Here is a 16,757-nt window from a genome sequence, read left to right on the forward strand (position 1 = left end):
TTCATCTAGTGCGAGAGGATTCAATTGCGCAATGCACTGAATCAACTGCGAGACGAAGTTCTCGATACGCGGAAACCAGGGCATCCAGACTGAACGCGCGGTTCAAGCCGCTGGGATTGGGCAATACCCAGACACCTGCGCCGCCGAATGTGACCGACTGAAGCCCCCAATCGACGTCGCGTTTGCCGATCAATTCGGAGACCGCCATCTTGCCAAGGAAGGCAACGTAGCGCGGTGCGTAGTGTGCGATCTTTCGCTCGAATTCAGGCGCAGCCGCCTTGATTTCCGATCGGGACAACTGCTCCGCCCGCGCTGTGGGGCGCGATACTGCCGTCGTCGAACCGCACGCGTATTGCAGCAATGAACGGTCGTCTTCGGGGCGTAATTGTTCCCGCGTAAAACCCGCCAGATGAAGAACTCGCCAGAACCGATTTCCACGGCCCTCGAAGTGATGACCTGTCGATGCCGCACTTAGCCCTGGATTGATCCCGCAAAACACCACCGATAAGCCTGTATCGAGAATATCCGGAAGACCTTGAAGCGATTCAGGGTGAGCCATGGAGATTGCAGGCCTTTCAATGACGATTCGTTAGACCGCACGTGTGAGACACGTGTCGCGTAAGACCCGCAGGAGTATGACGCAGCCCACGAGCTTGAAGAACCACGCCGTTCATTCGGCGACCGCGTCAAGCTCCAACGGGTGTTCGTCCACTTCGCCACGAAAGCGCTGGCGATACTGTTTCGGCGTCACATTGAGCCGTCGGGCGAACGTCGTACGCATATGCGTGGCGCTGTGGAAGCCGCATTTGAACGCAACGGTCTTGAGCGGCGCATCCGTTTCTTCGAGCAGCTTTCTCGCCGTATCCACGCGGACCTGCTCGACAAATGCCGACGGCGTCACCTTTGCATATTTGGCGAACAGGCGCGAGAAGGTGCGTCGACTGACGGAAACAGCGCTGGCGAGTTGCTCGATCGAGAGCACGTCCGTAATGTGGTCCATCACGTAACGCTGCACCTTGCCGATGATGGGATCATCATCCTTGCGCACGCCGACGTAAGGGCTGTATTGCGACTGCCCACCTTCACGCTGGATATAAACGACCAGCCGTTTCGCGACGCGCACGGCCAGTTCATGCCCCCAGTCTTCGGCGACCAGCGACAGGCACAGATCAATGCCCGCGGTAACGCCCGCTGAAGTGAACAGGCGGCCGTCGCGAATGAAAATCCTGTCGGGCTGCACGCACGTTTGAGGAAAGTCGTCGGCGAGGCGGCCGGCATCGGCCCAATGGGTCGTCACGTCGCGGCTATCGAGCAGCCCGGCATGTGCGAGCAGGAACGCGCCATTGCAAACAGAGCCATACCGGGTCGCGCCGTTCGCCTGACGCCTCAACCAGTCGAGAAACTGGACCGGCGGACGAAAGTCGGGCAGCTGAGGTCCACCCGCTATCAGCAGCAGGTCACATTGCGTGTCGAAATCCGCATAGCCGAAGGGCACGGCGAGTTGCATCCCGTTGGATGCCGTTACCATGCCCGCTTCGAATCCTACGAAAGAGACCTGATATCGCTGATGCTCAGGCAGAAACGTGTTCGCTTCGGCGAACACGTCCAGTGGGCCTGCGACATCCAGGGCTTGCACACCATCAAATATGACAACGGCGACTTTCATTTCGTGACCTTCATTGACTGTAAGCACGCCCACGGCTAACCGTGTTGGACGCTCCACTACAACGCATCACGCAATGCCATGAAGCCTGGTAACGTGCAGTCGATTAGCTTATCGTAAGAATTCACCGTCACTGTGTCGTGATTAGAAAATCTCAAATGTATTTTTTCCGGAATGCCAGGTTTGCAGGTTGGTTTGCTATTTTTGTCAGTAACTGCAGAATCAGCTTTACTTAATTTCCTGCTGCCGTCCGCTTGAATAGTGCGCCAGAAAGCCGGCGAACGCGATGGCCGAAAACGGTCTCAGTTTGGCCTGTGAATGCGCCTGTTGGGCAATCCCTCGCGCGCAATGCTTGTCACAATGAAAGCGAAACCCCCTCGCAATTCTTCCGGTTGCACATCACAAAAGTGCTGGATGGGTTGGCTATGCACGGAGAACCCGTCAGGTCGAACGTCCGCAAGCTGGTGCTGAACATACGCTGTTCTCGAGTTGGAAGGGAGATTGGCCTTTGAATTGGGCGGCTGAAACGATCGGCGCCCGTTCCATTCGAGACAACCATGACCCGAAACCCAAACGTCGCTTCACAAGTCTTCCAGAAAGCAGAAAACGCCGGCGAGCCGATGTCGGGCGCCGACATCATCTTGCGCGTGCTCAGCGAACAGGGCGTCGATACCGTGTTCGGATACAGCGGCGGCGCGATCCTGCCGACGTACGACGCTGTTTTTCGCTTCAACGAACTGCACGAGAAAAATCCCGAGCGTCAGATCAAGCTCGTTGTTCCTGCCAATGAACAGGCGGCAGGGTTCATGGCTGCGGGTTATGCGCGTGCAAGCGGAAAAGTCGGCGTATTCATGGTCACGTCGGGTCCAGGGGCGACGAACGCCGTGACGCCGATCGCCGACTGCAACGGCGACTCGGTTCCCGTCGTTCTCATATGCGGACAGGTGCCGCGTGCCGTGATCGGCACCGATGCCTTTCAGGAAGCGCCCGTATTCAACATCATGTCCGCGTGTGCGAAACAGGTATTTCTGGTTACTGATCCGACGAAGCTGGAGCAGACGCTGCGGACGGCATTTGAGATTGCGCGCACCGGTCGTCCTGGTCCCGTTGTCGTCGATGTGCCCAAGGACATCCAGAACTGGGTGGGAACGTACCAGGGGCACGGGACACTGCAGTTTCGAGGCTACTCTGACCGTCTTCGAATGGTGGCAAAAGGCGCTGATCTCGGCGAGGACAAGCGCGATGAATTCTTCGATCTTCTCGCGCAGAGCAAGCGGCCGTTGTTGTATGTCGGCGGCGGCGTGATCGCAGCGGGCGCGACGGCCGAACTGCGCCAGTTTTCCGAACGCTACAAAGTCCCCATTGTGACGACGCTGATGGGACTCGGCGCGATACCGGTGAAGCACGAACTGTCGCTGGGCATGCTGGGCATGCACGGCGCCGCGTGTGCGAATTACGCGGTCGAAGATTGCGATTTTCTGATTGCCGTCGGCGCCCGGTTCGATGATCGGGTCGCGGGTGGCCGGCCCGAAGCATTTGCGCCCCGCGCACGGTATGTCGCGCATATCGACATCGACGAGGCTGAGATTAGCAAGGTCAAGCGGGCGCACTGGACTCATATCGGCGATGCGAAGGACGCGCTTCTGTCGCTGATGGGTTACGGTCGTGATGTGCAAGCGCCCTCTGAGTGGCTCGAACACGTGCAGGACCTCAAGCGGGCCTACGGCATGAACTACGACAGGCATAGTCCGACGATTCAGCCGCAGTACGTCATCGAGCGGCTCAGCGAAATCACGGGCGGGCGTGCAATCATCAGCACAGGTGTGGGCCAGCATCAGATGTGGGCTGCGCAGTTCTTCGACTTCGTCGAGCCGCGAAACTTCCTGACGTCTGGGAGCATGGGGACGATGGGTTTCGGCTTGCCCGCCGCGATCGGCGCTCAATTCGCGCAACCGGATGCCCTCGTCATCGACATCGACGGCGACGGCAGTATCCGCATGAACGTGGGCGAACTCGAGACGGCAAGCACGTACGGCGTGCCAGTCAAAGTACTGCTGCTCAACAATCTCGGCGACGGAATGATCCGGCAGTGGCAGCATCTGTATTACGAAGGCCGTTTATGCGTCAGCGACAAGACGCTTCACCGCAAGGACTTCGTGATGGCGGCACAGGCCGACGGGTTTGGTTTTGCCTGTCGCGTCGATGCGATCAGCGAACTGGACGCGAAGCTCAAGGCTTTCCTCGATTTCGACGGGCCTGCTTTCCTCGAGGTCATGATCGACCAGAACGCCGATGTCTATCCAATGGTGGGGCCAGGCCAGAGCTATTCGAATATGATCACCGGGCCGTTCATCCCTTCGCGGAATCGTCAGAAAGCGGGTGGGGAAGGTGCCGGGCGTCAGCAGGTTGCGGATATGTTCTAGCAGCGTGCTTGTCACGTTGCTATGCGGGTCGTGCTTCGGCAGGGCCCGCAATCCTCACTACCAGTGGAAGGACAGGTTCGTGGGCTCGGTGTCATCGTGGGCTTGTGAACGTTCGACGCGACTCAAATCGTAGCCGAGCATAAAGAGGGCGCCTTCAACGCGTCTGAAACCCTCGGGTCCGGAGCACCACATTGCAGCAGATCTGCTGACGGCCGCGGAGAGAATCCAGTTCGCCTGGATATTCACGCGCGCCCATTCCCGCGATCCTGCCGGTCCGCCGGAAAGACGGGCGAACTTGTATGGCCCGCACGATGGATCGCGTGTATTTCTTTCTCCCTGGCCAGGCGCCCGACGAAATGCGAGGCTTTCCGGAACCGCACCAACCCGACATTCGGCTTCGACGCTTTCGAGGTATCTTCTGACGAGATAGCAGAGCGCAGCGCCGACCCGGCTGTCGTAAATCACATGCGCGGGTAAGGCAAAAGAATAGTATTTGGTCCAACCGGAATTCATCTTTGACCAGTGCGTCGATGGATTCGGGTTACGGTTAAAAACAGAAAGATCCGGAGCATCAGACAACAATGCCTCGCGGCCATTGCGCAGCACCTGGATAAGCGACTGGCCCTGGCTCATCGCCCAGGACACGTTGCTTTCATTCGCGCGCGTCCCGCGTCCGAACCCCCATTCCATGACCTTCCGGCACGCGGCACGTGTCAACTCAAGCGCGAACTCGCTGTCTTCTTCGACGATCGTGGACTGTACGCACGAACGTACCTCATCGACCTCTTTTCTGTTTTCGTCGTAGAAGCGGTGGTTCCACCAGTAAAAGCGGAATAGCTGTTCAAGCGTCTCTGCCTCGACGACATAGAGGGACCCGGCCGCTTCTCGCTCGACCCTTCCGGGACATTGCATCTCGTAGTGACGGGGCAGCCTGTTTCTCGGAAACGCCGCCGAGAAATTGATTCGGGTGTGACCGGACAGGACACTTGATAAATAGGCTATGAAACCGTCGACATGTTTGTTGTTCAGATACTCATTCCGGTGCTGCATACATGCGGTTAGTGGAAGTTGATGGAATATCGCGCGGCACCGCCGATTAGGACACGAATCGACGTTGAGGTTGAACATTTTCTGTTGTCGATTCAGGCCAGATTGCTTCGAAATCGAGCCTCGTACGAGCGTGAGCACGCGCTTTCGAAACTTGTCCTGCGGTCGGTACACAATGGCCAAAGATCACCGCGCCGAAACCTTACTATTGGAGACGGCGGGCGTTGGGAAGATCCTGATTGCCTCGTTGAACATCAGGATTGGAATGTAATGAGTTTACTTGACAGTATCGATTCGCCATCAAGACTGCGGGGTCTTGGAGAGAGCGAACTCCAGCGTGTTGCGGACGAGATTCGCGAGTTTCTGCTTGAAAGCGTATCGGCGACGGGCGGTCACTTCGCGTCGAGTCTCGGCGTGGTCGAACTGACTGTTGCACTTCACTATGCATTCGATACACCAAACGATCGTCTGGTATGGGACGTCGGTCACCAGAGCTATCCGCACAAGATTTTGACCGGCCGCAAAGCGGGAATGGCAAGCGTGCGCAAAGTGGGCGGAATGGCAGGCTTTCCCACGCGCGAAGAATCCCCCTACGATGCGTTCGGCGTGGGGCACGCGGGGACGTCGATATCGGCGGCTGTCGGCATGGCTTTGGCACTGCGCAATCGTGGCGCGCGCGCTGTGGCAATCATCGGGGATGGTGCGCTATCGGCGGGTATGGCGTACGAGGCGCTCAATCACGCAGGTTCCTGCAAGGCATTGCCGCTCACGATCATCCTGAACGACAACGGAATGTCGATTTCACCCGCCGTCGGCAGTCTGAACGATCATCTCCAGTCGCTGACCGGGAAATGGCGCGATGAGGGCGCTTCGCTATTCGAAGCGCTCGGTCTCGACTACATCGGACCCGTCGACGGACATGACATTCCGACACTGCTTGCCGTGCTGCGAGACGCAAAGACTCGCGTGCGTCCGCATGTCATCCATGTCGTAACCCAGAAGGGACGCGGTTATGAACGCGCAGAACTCGATCCTGTTGCGTACCACGGACCGGGCCCTTTCGATCTGGTCGATGGAGTGACTCAATCCGCAGGTGGCAAGCGCACTTATAGCCAGGTATTCGGCCAGTGGCTTTGCGATTCGGCGGCGAAGGATGATCGAATCATCGGTATCACGCCCGCGATGCGCGAAGGCTCCTGTCTGGTCGAATTCGAGCAGCGATATCCCGATCGCTACATCGACGTGGGTATCGCTGAACAGCACGCGGTGACTGTTGCCGCCGGCCTCGCGACAGAAGGAATGCGGCCAGTCGTCGCCATCTACTCGACCTTCCTTCAGCGCGGCTACGACCAGCTGATTCACGATGTCGCGTTGCAAGAGTTACCCGTTTTGTTCGCTGTCGATCGCGCCGGTATAGCAGGCGGCGACGGCGCAACTCACCTCGGCGCGTTCGATATCGCGGCGCTGCGTTGCATTCCCAACATGGTCGTGATGACACCGTCCGATGAGAGAGAGTGTTATCTGATGCTGAACACGGCGCTCGCCTATCCGGGTCCGTGCGCCGTCCGTTATCCCCGTGCGAAGACAGGTTCCGACGTTATCGGACACACGAACGAGATCCTTCCCTTTGGAAAGGGGATCATTCGCCGCTCAGCAGGTGAACATGGTGATCAACGCGTGGCGTTCCTGGCATTCGGGCCACTGCTGTCGGTCGCAATGGAAGCGGCACAAGAAATCGACGCGACGGTGGTGGACATGCGTTTCGCCAAGCCACTGGATGAGGACTTGTTGCTGACGGTCGCAAGATCGCACGACGTGATCGTGACGATCGAAGAAGGCACGGTGACGGGCGGCGCGGGTGCCGCATGTGCCGAACATATCGCGGCTGAAGGGCTGGCGGTGCCCGTATTGCGTCTTGGACTTCCGGATGAATTCATCCGGCACGGCGACCGCTCCAGACTGCTCGAACTGAATGGTCTGGACGCTGCAGGGGTACTCGAGACGGTGCGGGTATTCACTGGCCGCCACTTCGACCTTTTTGACGCCGTCTGAGGCAGCGCACGGGATATGTCAGCAATGAGCACGAGCGGAACTACGATTGACTTCGATGCAGCCATCCGGGCGCTGGCTCATCCATTCCGCCGAAAAGTACTGCAGTGGCTGGCCAATCCGGACGCGTACTTTACGGAACCTGAGTATTGCGCGTTTCGAGCTGTGTCGGCGGGCATGCTGCACGCTCGAAGCGGCTTGTCGCAGTCGACGGTGTCAGGCCATCTGTCACAGCTCGAACGGGCCGGCTTGATCAAAACGCAAAAGGTTGGGCAGTGGGTGTTCTTCTCGCGTAACGAAGACGCGATCCGTGAATTGGCCGAATGGCTTTGTGCCGATATTGCGCGGATCAGGGAGCGGGTTTAGATCAGCAAACTTCGGCCACACGCAACATCTCGTTTCCCCGCCGCAAGCTACCCTTCCAATACACGAAATTTTGGCCTCATAGACACGATGGCCAGAAACGAGCGGTGAATGTCCCCAGACCGTCGTACCTAAAGCGACGGTACCTATCCACGCAACCTAAACTGTTCTTATCAGCGGTCAAGAGACTACTGATCCTGGCAGGCACAGGGACCTTGCGGCAGGAGCCACAAGGTAATGCACAGTTGGACTCGGAACGGATGGCGCCAGATGCGTCCTCTTTTCGCGTCGGATTTTGTCTTCGTGTACCTGTGAAAGCGTTGGCTCGGCCAAGGCAGCAGCAGGTGCTGTCTGGCTCGGATTTGTGACAGATATCGGGTGCGAGCCCGACTGAGGACAGAATCACCATGATTACGCGGAATCGGAAGACCTCCTTCCTGTTTGGAGGCAATGCTCCTTACGTCGAAGAGCAATACGAAACTTATCTTGCGGACCCGACCACGGTGTCGGAAGACTGGCGCGGCTATTTCGACGCGTTGCAGGACGTGCCGGCTGTCGATGGATCGGATACAGGTGACGTCGCGCATGGACCCGTCGTCTCGCGTTTCGTCGAACTGGCGAAGCAGACGCGCACGGCAGGGCGCTCGGAGAACGACGTACTGAGTTTCGCCCGCAAGCAGGTCGCCGTACAGGCATTGATTTCAGCCTATCGTATGGTTGGAACTCGCAATGCCCATCTCGATCCGCTGCGCTGGACTGCGCCCGTGCCAGTGCCCGAACTGAATTCGAGCTACTACGATCTGTCCCACGCGGACATGAACACGAAATTCAGCATGTCGGGCGCTCATTTTTCGGAGCAGGTCGAAACGCTGGGCGACCTGATGCAGGCGCTAAAAGAAACCTATTGCGGAACGCTGGGCGCCGAGTTCATGTATCTGGCTGATCCGGAACAGCGCAACTGGTGGTCCATGCGGCTCGAGTCGTCGCGTTCGAAAGCTGCACTCGATAACGGCGACAAGCTGCACATTCTCGAACGTCTGACTGCTGCCGAAGGGCTGGAAAAATATCTGCACGCCCGGTATGTCGGACAAAAGCGTTTCTCGCTCGAGGGCGGAGAGTCGCTCATCGTCCTGCTGGACGAACTGGTGGCATACGGTGCGACGAAGGGCGTCAAAAGCTCGATTCTCGGCATGGCGCATCGCGGACGCCTGAACGTTCTCGTCAATATTGTCGGAAAGCCGCCGGCTGCGCTGTTCGACGAATTCGAGGGAAAGACCGCGCACCTGCTTCCGGCCGGAGACGTGAAATATCACAAGGGCTTTACCGGCTTGCTTCCGACGGCAACCGGGCCTGCCGAAGTGACGCTGGCGTTCAATCCGTCGCACCTTGAAGTCGTCAACCCCGTTGTGCAAGGTATTGCTCGCGCGCGCGCCGAAGTATTGGGTCTGGGCGCGAGCGCGGTTCTGCCGGTGGAGATCCACGGCGACGCCGCGATTTCAGGCCAGGGCATCGTCATGGAGACGATGAACCTGTCGAACACGCGGGGCTACGGAACGGGCGGCACGATTCATGTGGTGGTGAACAACCAGGTCGGCTTCACGACTTCCGACCCGAGAGACGTGCGGTCGTCGTTCTATTGCACCGACATTGCGAAGATGATCGAGGCGCCCGTGCTGCACGTGAACGGTGACGACCCCGAGGCCGTGGTTGCCGCAACGCGTCTCGCCATCGACTTTCGCGCGACGTTCAACAAGAGTGTCGTGATCGAACTGGTTTGTTTCCGCCGCCACGGCCACCAGGAACAGGACACGCCCAACATCACGCAGCCGATGATGTATCGCTCCATTGCGGGTCACCCTGGCGTCCGTACGCTCTATGCGAGGAAACTGGTGGACCAGCAGATACTGACGGCGGAAGACGTGGAGCAGTATGTCCATGACTACCGTGAGCGTCTCGACACGGCACAATCCGTCGAAGAGAAAAAGCCGGCCGCTCAAAAGAACGAAGAAGAGAATTGGCCACAACTGCTCGATGGAAACGTCAGCCGTATTTATTACGCGCCGCCCTTGCTGGACCTCGTTCAAAAGCTTGCGCTAAAGATCACCAGCATTCCGGATCAGTACTCGTTGCATCCGCTTGTTGGAAGAGTGGTGTCTGCTCGTCGTGATATGGCAGAAGGCAAACGTCCGCTCGACTGGGGTATGGCGGAGCATATGGCCTTTGCGTCACTCCTTTCCGCAGGTATCGACGTGCGCCTGAGCGGTCAGGACAGCGAACGCGGTACGTTCAGCCATCGTCACGCAGTGCTGCACGATCAGAACCGTTCGAGCCGGGCAGAGGGCACTTATGTTCCGTTGGAGCATGTGTCGGATGATCAGGGGCGGTTTTCGGTCACCAACTCGGTGTTGTCCGAGGGTGCGGTTCTGGGCTTCGAGTATGGATACTCGGTGGTTCGACAAAATGCGCTCGTGCTGTGGGAAGCGCAGTTCGGCGACTTCGCAAACGGGGCGCAGGTCGTGATCGACAACTTCCTGTCGGCGGGCGCTGCCAAGTGGGGACAACGTAGTGGCGTGACGATGTTGCTGCCGCATGGACAGGAAGGCGAAGGCCCGGAGCACGCGTCTGCGCGCCTCGAGCGCTATCTGCAACTTTGTGCGCAGGACAATATGCGCGTCTGCCAGCCGACCACGCCAGCGCAGATTTTCCATCTGCTGAGGATGCAGGCGGTGCTGCACGATCGCGTTCCCCTCATTGTGATGACGCCGAAGTCGCTTCTGCGCCACCCGGAGGCTGTCAGCAGTCTCGATGATCTCGCCAAAGGACGATTCAACGAGATCCTCGCCGAATCGCCGACGAAGGAAGCAGCGTCCAGGATCGACCGTGTCATCCTGTGTTCGGGCAAGGTCTATTACGAGCTTCTCGAGCGTCGGCGTAAATCCGGAAAGGACAACATCGCTTTGATTCGCGTTGAGCAGTTGTATCCGTTCCCCGCGAAGCAGATCAATTCGGAACTGGAGCGCTATCCGAATCTGAAGAGCGTGGTGTGGTGTCAGGAAGAGTCAAAGAATCAGGGTTCCTGGCATTTCGTCATGGAGCAGTTGCTGGAAATCGTGAAGGCACCTGCAACACTGCGTTATATCGGACCTGAGGCGACCGCGTCGACCGCGCCGGGCTACAAGTCGATGCACCTCGCGCGTCAGGAGAAGTACCTGCACGCGGCGATTGACGAATAAGACGGCGAAAAGGCGAATCGGGCACGATCACACTGATTCGCCTTGCCCGATAAGTGGACACGGCACTGCGGGTCAATTGTCGAAACATAAAAGGCGATACGCAAGCGTACGATGGATAAGATCTCTGCAATCAAGGCGTACGTGAAGGTGATCGAATCGAACAGCTTCACAGGGGCCGCCGAAGTACTGCATACGTCGACGGTCTATGTCACGCGTATGGTTCAGGCTCTGGAGTCGGATTTGGGCGTGAAGCTTCTGAACCGGACGACGCGTCGAAGCAAGCCGACCGATGCGGGCATTCGCTATTACGAACGTTGCGTGGCGCTTCTGCGAGACCTCGAGGAAATGGACGCGGACGCGCAGGCATCGAAGGGAAGCAATAGCGGAAAGGTCCGTGTGAGCATGCCCTCACTGGTCGCGAAGTCCGTCGTGATCCCGCAGCTGCCGGACTTCTTCGCCAATAATCCCGACATTCAACTGGACATCAGCATTGCCGATCAACATCCCGATCTGATTGAAGATGGGCTCGACTGCGCGGTGCGCGTGGGACCGGTGAGCGAACTGGGACTGATCGCCAAGACGGTTGGTATCTACAAGACGCTGACCTACGCATCGCCCGACTATATTCGGGCGCATGGCGAGCCCGTTACATTGAGTGACCTCAGCGATCATATCGGCGTCAGTTATGCGATGAAGTCAGGGCGTATCAGAGGTTGGGAGTTCATCGACGGAGACGAGGTCCGTACCGTTCCACTGAAGAGCGCGATCCTCGTGAACGACGCCGATACCTATGTGGCGTGCGGGCTGGCGGGCCTCGGGCTGATACAGGGCGGCACCTTCATACTCGATGCCCACGTACGAGCGGGCCGGCTGAATATGGTGTTGCGAGACTATCCTTCGAACCCCCGGCCGGTTTCCGTTGTGTATATGCCTAACCGGACGAGGCCAAGGCGGGTCGACATTTTTATCGAGTGGCTAATGAAGTTGTATTCGACGCAGTTGGGCGAGTGAGCGGAAAGGCGTCGGTGGGCGTTGCACGATACGCACTCATTCTTTGCTAAGAGTCGATCCACACAATAGTTTCTGTCAGCAACAGAATTCAAACCACGCGACAGGAGCGAATCGTGAATCGCAAGCACATTGCATCAATCGCAGTAGCGGCAACGGCACTGGCATTGTCGATCGGCACTGCAGAAGCCGCGCAGGGCTGTGGGCCGGGAGGGTGGCGTAACGTCTGGGGCCAATGCCGCTATTCGGCACCTGTTGTCGTGCAATCGCCCGTGGTCTATGCGACACCCGCCGCACCCGTTTCGACCTATGCATGCCCGCCGGGATACTGGCTGGGGCCGTGGGGGCACTGCCGCGATACGCCGTATCACGGCCGGCTGCCCAATGGGATGTATCAATGAAGGGTGCGTGCGAGCCGCCGACGTCGCCGTACCGCGAAAGCGATTGCCAGCGACGTCTGGTCGGTTTGCGGACGGCTATCAGGGATCATTCGCCTGCGCCGTTGTTCGGGCTTGTTTCGGAACCTTTTATCGACGCTCGTCACGCGCGGCAGCACGTTGTCGCGTCGGCGTTGCAAGACTGGATCGCGAAACACCCGGTAGATCACAAATGCCATCCAGAGCGCCAGCAGGGCGAAGCTCCACCACCGCAGAAATATTCCCCATCCCCAAATGAGCGTCCCAAACGCCGACAGCGTTAGCCCACGCCTGGCAGCCAGGACGTCGCTGAGAACTTTACGGGCTTTGAATCCGGCGCCCTCGTTTGTGCGAGCTACAACCAGATCAGTCACGGTGTACGCAAAATAGTGGCGTGATGCCAATAGCAGGCCGATGATTGTCACTATCGATCCGGACCGTTCAAACAGACTCCAATGTGCTGAGGTTTGCGCAAGATAGGCGCAGATGACCGACGGACTAACCGCCAGCACAACCAGTGCGATGCTGCGGGCAATGTAACCCCACGGCGTCCGCAAGATTCCATTGTTAGGGGCGTTACTCCCGGCACGGTGGATAAGCTGTTTACTCAAAATGGACCCCTTCGAGTCGGTTGTGCCGGTCATTGACATTTATCTGATATGTCAGATAAATGGGTAAACAACAAGTCACTTCTACAACTGCGCTGTTTGCCGGTAGGCCCGCTCAAGGGCACAAGTCGATCGCCGGTTTGTAGCGGGTCTGCGCATTCTCTCAGCGCGAGCGACGGGGGTCCAGACCGCTTCGGTTACAACACCTGTAACGCCTGAGAACATTTCGTGAAGCTAACAACCATTTGACAGCTTTGCGGCGCTATTGCTTGTTGAGTGCAACTGGCCCAGTAAACAGATAGTGCGCACAACCCCGTAAAGGGTAGGCACACTACCTGTACAAAGAGCCGTTGGAGCTGACACTGAATTTATTGTCCTGTGGCAACCCGTGCGCGTGTACTGCGCCCATTCGAGACCCACGCGACCGACAGTCCAGCTCCGAGCAGTGTGAGGCAGACAACGGGCACCAGCATCGGCGCACTGGCGTTACCCGCGAGCTTCCCGACGTAAGGCATCAGATTCTGCGCGAAGAAGCCGCCGAGATTCCCGATCGAATTGATCGCCGCAATGCTTGCGGCGGCGCGCGCACCCGTAAAGAAGCGCGGCGGAAGCGACCAGAAACACGGGTAAAGCAGCGGGATACATGCGCCGCCAAGAACGAGTGCTGCGAAGCGCAGCGGCAGACCAGGCAAGACGAGACTCAGCGCGAAGCCGATCACGCCGACACCGGCCACCATCGCCATCGCCTTCAGCACCACGTCTTCGCGCTTGAGTCTGGCCGGCAACCAGAGCAGAAGCAGCGCGGCGAGCAACCACGGAATCATGTTCAGCAAGCCATTGAGCGAGTGCGAGACACCGCCGCTCTTGAGCAGCGTCGGCATCCAGTAGGTCACGCCATAGAGCGAGGTCGACATCAGCATGTAGCCGCAAGCGAACATCAGCACGCGTTTGTCGATGAGCGCGCGCCATGGGTGTTCGGATACAGCCTCGGTCGGTGCCTCGCGCCTGATTGCGGCGGTGATGAGGTTTTTCTCTTCGCTGGAGAGAAACCGCGCGCGCTCGATGGATTCCGGCAGGAAACGCAAGGCGATCAACGCGACGACGATGGCGGGTGCGCCCGTTGCGACGAATACCCATTGCCAGCCTGCAAGGCCAAGACTGCCGTCGAACGACAGAAGCAGGCCGCCCGCGAGTGAGCCGAGCATGTTGGCGAGCGCACTGCCAAGCGTGAAGAAGCCGAGCATGCGCGTGCGATGGCTCTGCGGGAACCACAACGTCAGATAAAAGATGACGCCAGGATAGAAGCCAGCCTCCGCCACACCCAACGCAAAGCGAAAGACATAGAACACGCCCATTGAATGCGTGAAAGCCATCGCGACCGTGATAGCGCCCCACGTCGCCATAATGCGTGCGAGCCACAAACGTGCGCCAAAGCGATGAAGCGCGAGCGTGCTCGGCACTTCGAACAGGAGGTAGCCGATGAAGAACAGTGACGCCCCCAATCCGTACGAGGCTTCGGACATTCCCAGCGCGCCGACCATCTGCAACTTGGCGAAACCGACGTTTTGCCTGTCGATGAAGGCGATCAGGAACATGACAATCAACAGTGGCATCAACCGCCACGCGATCTTCTTCACGACGATCTGCTCGTCTGTCAGGGTTTGGGCCACAACCAGTCTCCAGTTAAAAATTCATATATATGTTTAGTTGAATTCTGCACACCAACAATGGGTATAAACCCGTCGTGTCAACAAATTACCGGGTAATTAGGGTAATTCCGGATCGGTCAAAGCAAGGAACTCATGCAAACATATATATGAATTTGACGGAGGAAAGCATGCACGCCGATGATCGACTGCCCCGCTACCAGCGTTTGCGCGACGAAATGGTCGCGCTGGTCGCTGCCCGCCACTGGCGGCCCGGCGAAGCCATTCCGACCGAGCAGGCGCTCGCGAAAAGCTACGACGTCGCTGTCGGCACCGTTCGTAAAGCCGTCGATCTGCTGGTCGCAGAAGGGCTGCTGGAGCGGTTCCAGGGGCGCGGAACGTTTGTGCGCCGCGCGAGCTTCGACAGTTCTCTCTTCCGGTTCTTCAGATTCCAGACCCGGCAGGGCGAGCGTCGCATTCCCGAGAGCCGCATCCTGCGCCGCGAGGTCGTGGAGGCACCGTCGGCCGTCGCCGCGACCTTGCAAATCCCGAATGGCGCCAAGGTCATTCAGATGTCGCGTCTTCGGCTGATCGACGGCGTGCCGATGCTCGCGGAAGAAATCTGGCTTCCGTTCGACCGCTTCGCCGCGTTCGCACAACTCGAACTGACGGAGATCGGCGATCTGCTCTATCCCGTGTATGAGTCGCAGTGCAACCAGGTCATCGCGTCGGCAACCGAAACGCTGACTGTCGAGGCGATCGGTCCGCTTCACGCGCGGCTCCTACGCATCGAGCCGGGTACGCCCGCCGTCGTGATCGAGCGGCTCGCTTATGGATATGACAGGCAGCCGCTGGAATGGCGGCGCTCGCGTGGGCCCGCAAGCGAATTCATTTACCAGGCCGAGATCCGCTAGAGATCGAAAGACCCGGCAATCCAGAACGATTCGATCCCCACGATGGGATACCCGACGCAGGAGACGGCAATGTTCAAGTGGTTCAAGGAGGTGTCCGGCAACGAGCGTCGGACATTCTGGGCGTGTTTCGGCGGATGGGCACTCGACTCGCTCGATGTGCAGATGTTCAGTCTCGTGATTCCAGCGATCATCGCGGAATGGTCGATCAGCCGGACGCAAGCGGGCATGGTCAGCGGTGTGACGCTGGTGGCTTCGGCGCTGGGCGGCTGGGTGGCCGGCATGCTCTCGGACCGGCTGGGCCGCGTGAAGACGCTGCAATGGACCGTCGCATTCTTCTCCGTATTCACTTTTCTTTGCGCGTTCGCGCAGAACTATCCGCAGTTCCTGATTCTGAAGACGCTTCAGGGCTTTGGCTTCGGTGGCGAGTGGGCGGCGGGCGCGGTCCTGATGGCCGAAACGATTCGGGCCGAACATCGCGGCAAGGCGATGGGCAGCGTGCAGAGCGCATGGGCCGTCGGCTGGGGCGCCGCCGTGCTGCTCTACGCGTTGATGTTCTCGTGGCTACCTGGCGAGACAGCATGGCGCGTGATGTTCGGGATCGGCCTCGTTCCCGCGCTGCTGATCCTCTACGTTCGACGCGGCGTGCAGGAGCCCGTGCAGCCCGCGCGGGCGGCACGCGACGTTCGGGCACGCGACGATGCTTCGACGTTCGGCGTGTTCTTTGGCATCTTCTCGCCGCAAGTGCTGCGCATGACGCTAATCGGCGCATTGCTCGGGGTCGGCGCGCATGGTGGGTACTATGCATTGATGACGTGGCTCCCCACTTTTCTGAAGACGGAGCGCCACTTGTCGGTGTTGGGCACGGGCGCTTACCTTGCTGTCGTCATCGTCGCGTTCTTTTGCGGATGCATCGTCAGCGCGCATTTGCTCGACCGGATCGGCCGACGCAGAACCATCCTCATCTTTGCGATCTGCTGCGTGCTGACGGTTGTCGCGTATCTGTTTCTGCCGCTCAGCAATCTCGCCATGCTGTTCTTCGGCTTTCCGCTGGGGTTCTTCGCAGCGGGTATCCCGGCCAGCATGGGCGCGCTTTTCAACGAGCTTTATCCCCGTGGCATGCGGGGTACGGGTGTCGGCTTTTGCTATAACTTCGGCCGCGTGGTGTCGGCGGGTTTTCCTGTGCTCGTGGGCCATATGTCCGCCAATATGTCGCTTGGAACGGCGATCGGCATTGACGCCGGACTGGCTTACTCGATTGTGGTCCTGTCCGTGCTGATGCTGCCCGAGACGCGCGGCCGCGCACTCGGCGAAGCGGCATTCGAGGCCGGACCTACGGCAACGCTGACGCAGGCGCAACGGCACTGATGCGCGGCTGTTCTGACGACAG

13 protein-coding genes are annotated in these 16,757 nt (G+C 58.8%); 8 read left to right on the plus strand and 5 right to left on the minus strand.

What is annotated here, in order from left to right; all coding sequences use genetic code 11:
• Position 1 precedes the first annotated feature (1 nt).
• Together mug and C2L65_RS30460 are read right to left on the minus strand one after the other, a co-directional pair.
• Positions 2–559: a G/U mismatch-specific DNA glycosylase gene (gene mug, locus C2L65_RS30455; RefSeq protein ID WP_081921059.1), complete on the minus strand. Its 558-nt coding sequence runs from the start codon at positions 557–559 to the stop codon at positions 2–4.
• Positions 560–670: 111 nt separating this feature from the next.
• Positions 671–1,666 (minus strand): GlxA family transcriptional regulator, encoded by a 996-nt coding sequence (locus tag C2L65_RS30460; protein WP_042309422.1) that lies wholly within the window; start codon positions 1,664–1,666, stop codon positions 671–673.
• Between the two features lie 554 nt (positions 1,667–2,220).
• On the opposite strand from C2L65_RS30460, the gene ilvB reads away from it, so the two are divergent.
• Positions 2,221–4,086, plus strand: coding sequence for a biosynthetic-type acetolactate synthase large subunit (ilvB, locus tag C2L65_RS30465; RefSeq protein ID WP_174485062.1), 1,866 nt, complete (start codon positions 2,221–2,223; stop codon positions 4,084–4,086).
• Between the two features lie 57 nt (positions 4,087–4,143).
• Here the strand turns inward: ilvB and C2L65_RS30470 are convergent, their stop codons facing one another.
• The gene (locus C2L65_RS30470) at positions 4,144–5,214 is read right to left on the minus strand and encodes a hypothetical protein (protein ID WP_233446678.1); all 1,071 of its coding nucleotides are present in this window, start codon (positions 5,212–5,214) and stop codon (positions 4,144–4,146) included.
• A gap of 189 nt (positions 5,215–5,403) precedes the next feature.
• Here C2L65_RS30470 and dxs point away from each other — a divergent pair, with 189 nt between their 5' ends.
• The 5 genes from dxs (at position 5,404) to C2L65_RS30495 (ending at position 12,187) form a co-directional block, all read left to right on the plus strand.
• On the plus strand, positions 5,404–7,185 hold the full coding sequence (dxs, locus tag C2L65_RS30475; protein ID WP_042309416.1) for a 1-deoxy-D-xylulose-5-phosphate synthase: 1,782 nt from the start codon (positions 5,404–5,406) through the stop codon (positions 7,183–7,185).
• A 24-nt stretch (positions 7,186–7,209) separates the two neighbouring features.
• Positions 7,210–7,548: an ArsR/SmtB family transcription factor gene (locus tag C2L65_RS30480; protein WP_042309578.1), complete on the plus strand. Its 339-nt coding sequence runs from the start codon at positions 7,210–7,212 to the stop codon at positions 7,546–7,548.
• A gap of 404 nt (positions 7,549–7,952) precedes the next feature.
• Positions 7,953–10,778 carry a 2-oxoglutarate dehydrogenase E1 component gene (locus tag C2L65_RS30485; protein WP_042309413.1) on the plus strand — a complete coding sequence of 942 codons (2,826 nt, stop codon included), beginning with the start codon at positions 7,953–7,955 and terminating at the stop codon, positions 10,776–10,778.
• 111 nt (positions 10,779–10,889) lie between these two features.
• Positions 10,890–11,789 (plus strand): LysR family transcriptional regulator, encoded by a 900-nt coding sequence (locus C2L65_RS30490; RefSeq protein ID WP_042309411.1) that lies wholly within the window; start codon positions 10,890–10,892, stop codon positions 11,787–11,789.
• Between the two features lie 113 nt (positions 11,790–11,902).
• On the plus strand, positions 11,903–12,187 hold the full coding sequence (locus C2L65_RS30495; protein WP_081921056.1) for a GCG_CRPN prefix-to-repeats domain-containing protein: 285 nt from the start codon (positions 11,903–11,905) through the stop codon (positions 12,185–12,187).
• Here the strand turns inward: C2L65_RS30495 and C2L65_RS30500 are convergent.
• Together C2L65_RS30500 and C2L65_RS30505 are read right to left on the minus strand one after the other, a co-directional pair.
• Positions 12,181–12,846: a hypothetical protein gene (locus tag C2L65_RS30500; protein ID WP_042309409.1), complete on the minus strand. Its 666-nt coding sequence runs from the start codon at positions 12,844–12,846 to the stop codon at positions 12,181–12,183. The two genes, C2L65_RS30495 and C2L65_RS30500, sit on opposite strands and share 7 nt — an antisense overlap.
• 332 nt (positions 12,847–13,178) lie before the next feature.
• A complete protein-coding gene (locus tag C2L65_RS30505) occupies positions 13,179–14,423 on the minus strand; it encodes an MFS transporter (RefSeq protein ID WP_174485064.1) in 1,245 nt (414 codons plus the stop codon).
• 224 nt (positions 14,424–14,647) lie between these two features.
• Here C2L65_RS30505 and C2L65_RS30510 point away from each other — a divergent pair, with 224 nt between their 5' ends.
• Both C2L65_RS30510 and C2L65_RS30515 read left to right on the plus strand, forming a co-directional pair.
• The gene (locus C2L65_RS30510; protein ID WP_042309576.1) at positions 14,648–15,370 is read left to right on the plus strand and encodes a GntR family transcriptional regulator; all 723 of its coding nucleotides are present in this window, start codon (positions 14,648–14,650) and stop codon (positions 15,368–15,370) included.
• A gap of 69 nt (positions 15,371–15,439) precedes the next feature.
• Complete coding sequence (locus C2L65_RS30515) at positions 15,440–16,735, plus strand: MFS transporter (RefSeq protein WP_042309573.1); 1,296 nt, start codon at positions 15,440–15,442, stop codon at positions 16,733–16,735.
• Positions 16,736–16,757 lie beyond the last annotated feature (22 nt).

Origin of the sequence: Paraburkholderia terrae (assembly GCF_002902925.1) — a bacterium.
GTDB lineage: Bacteria > Pseudomonadota > Gammaproteobacteria > Burkholderiales > Burkholderiaceae > Paraburkholderia > Paraburkholderia terrae.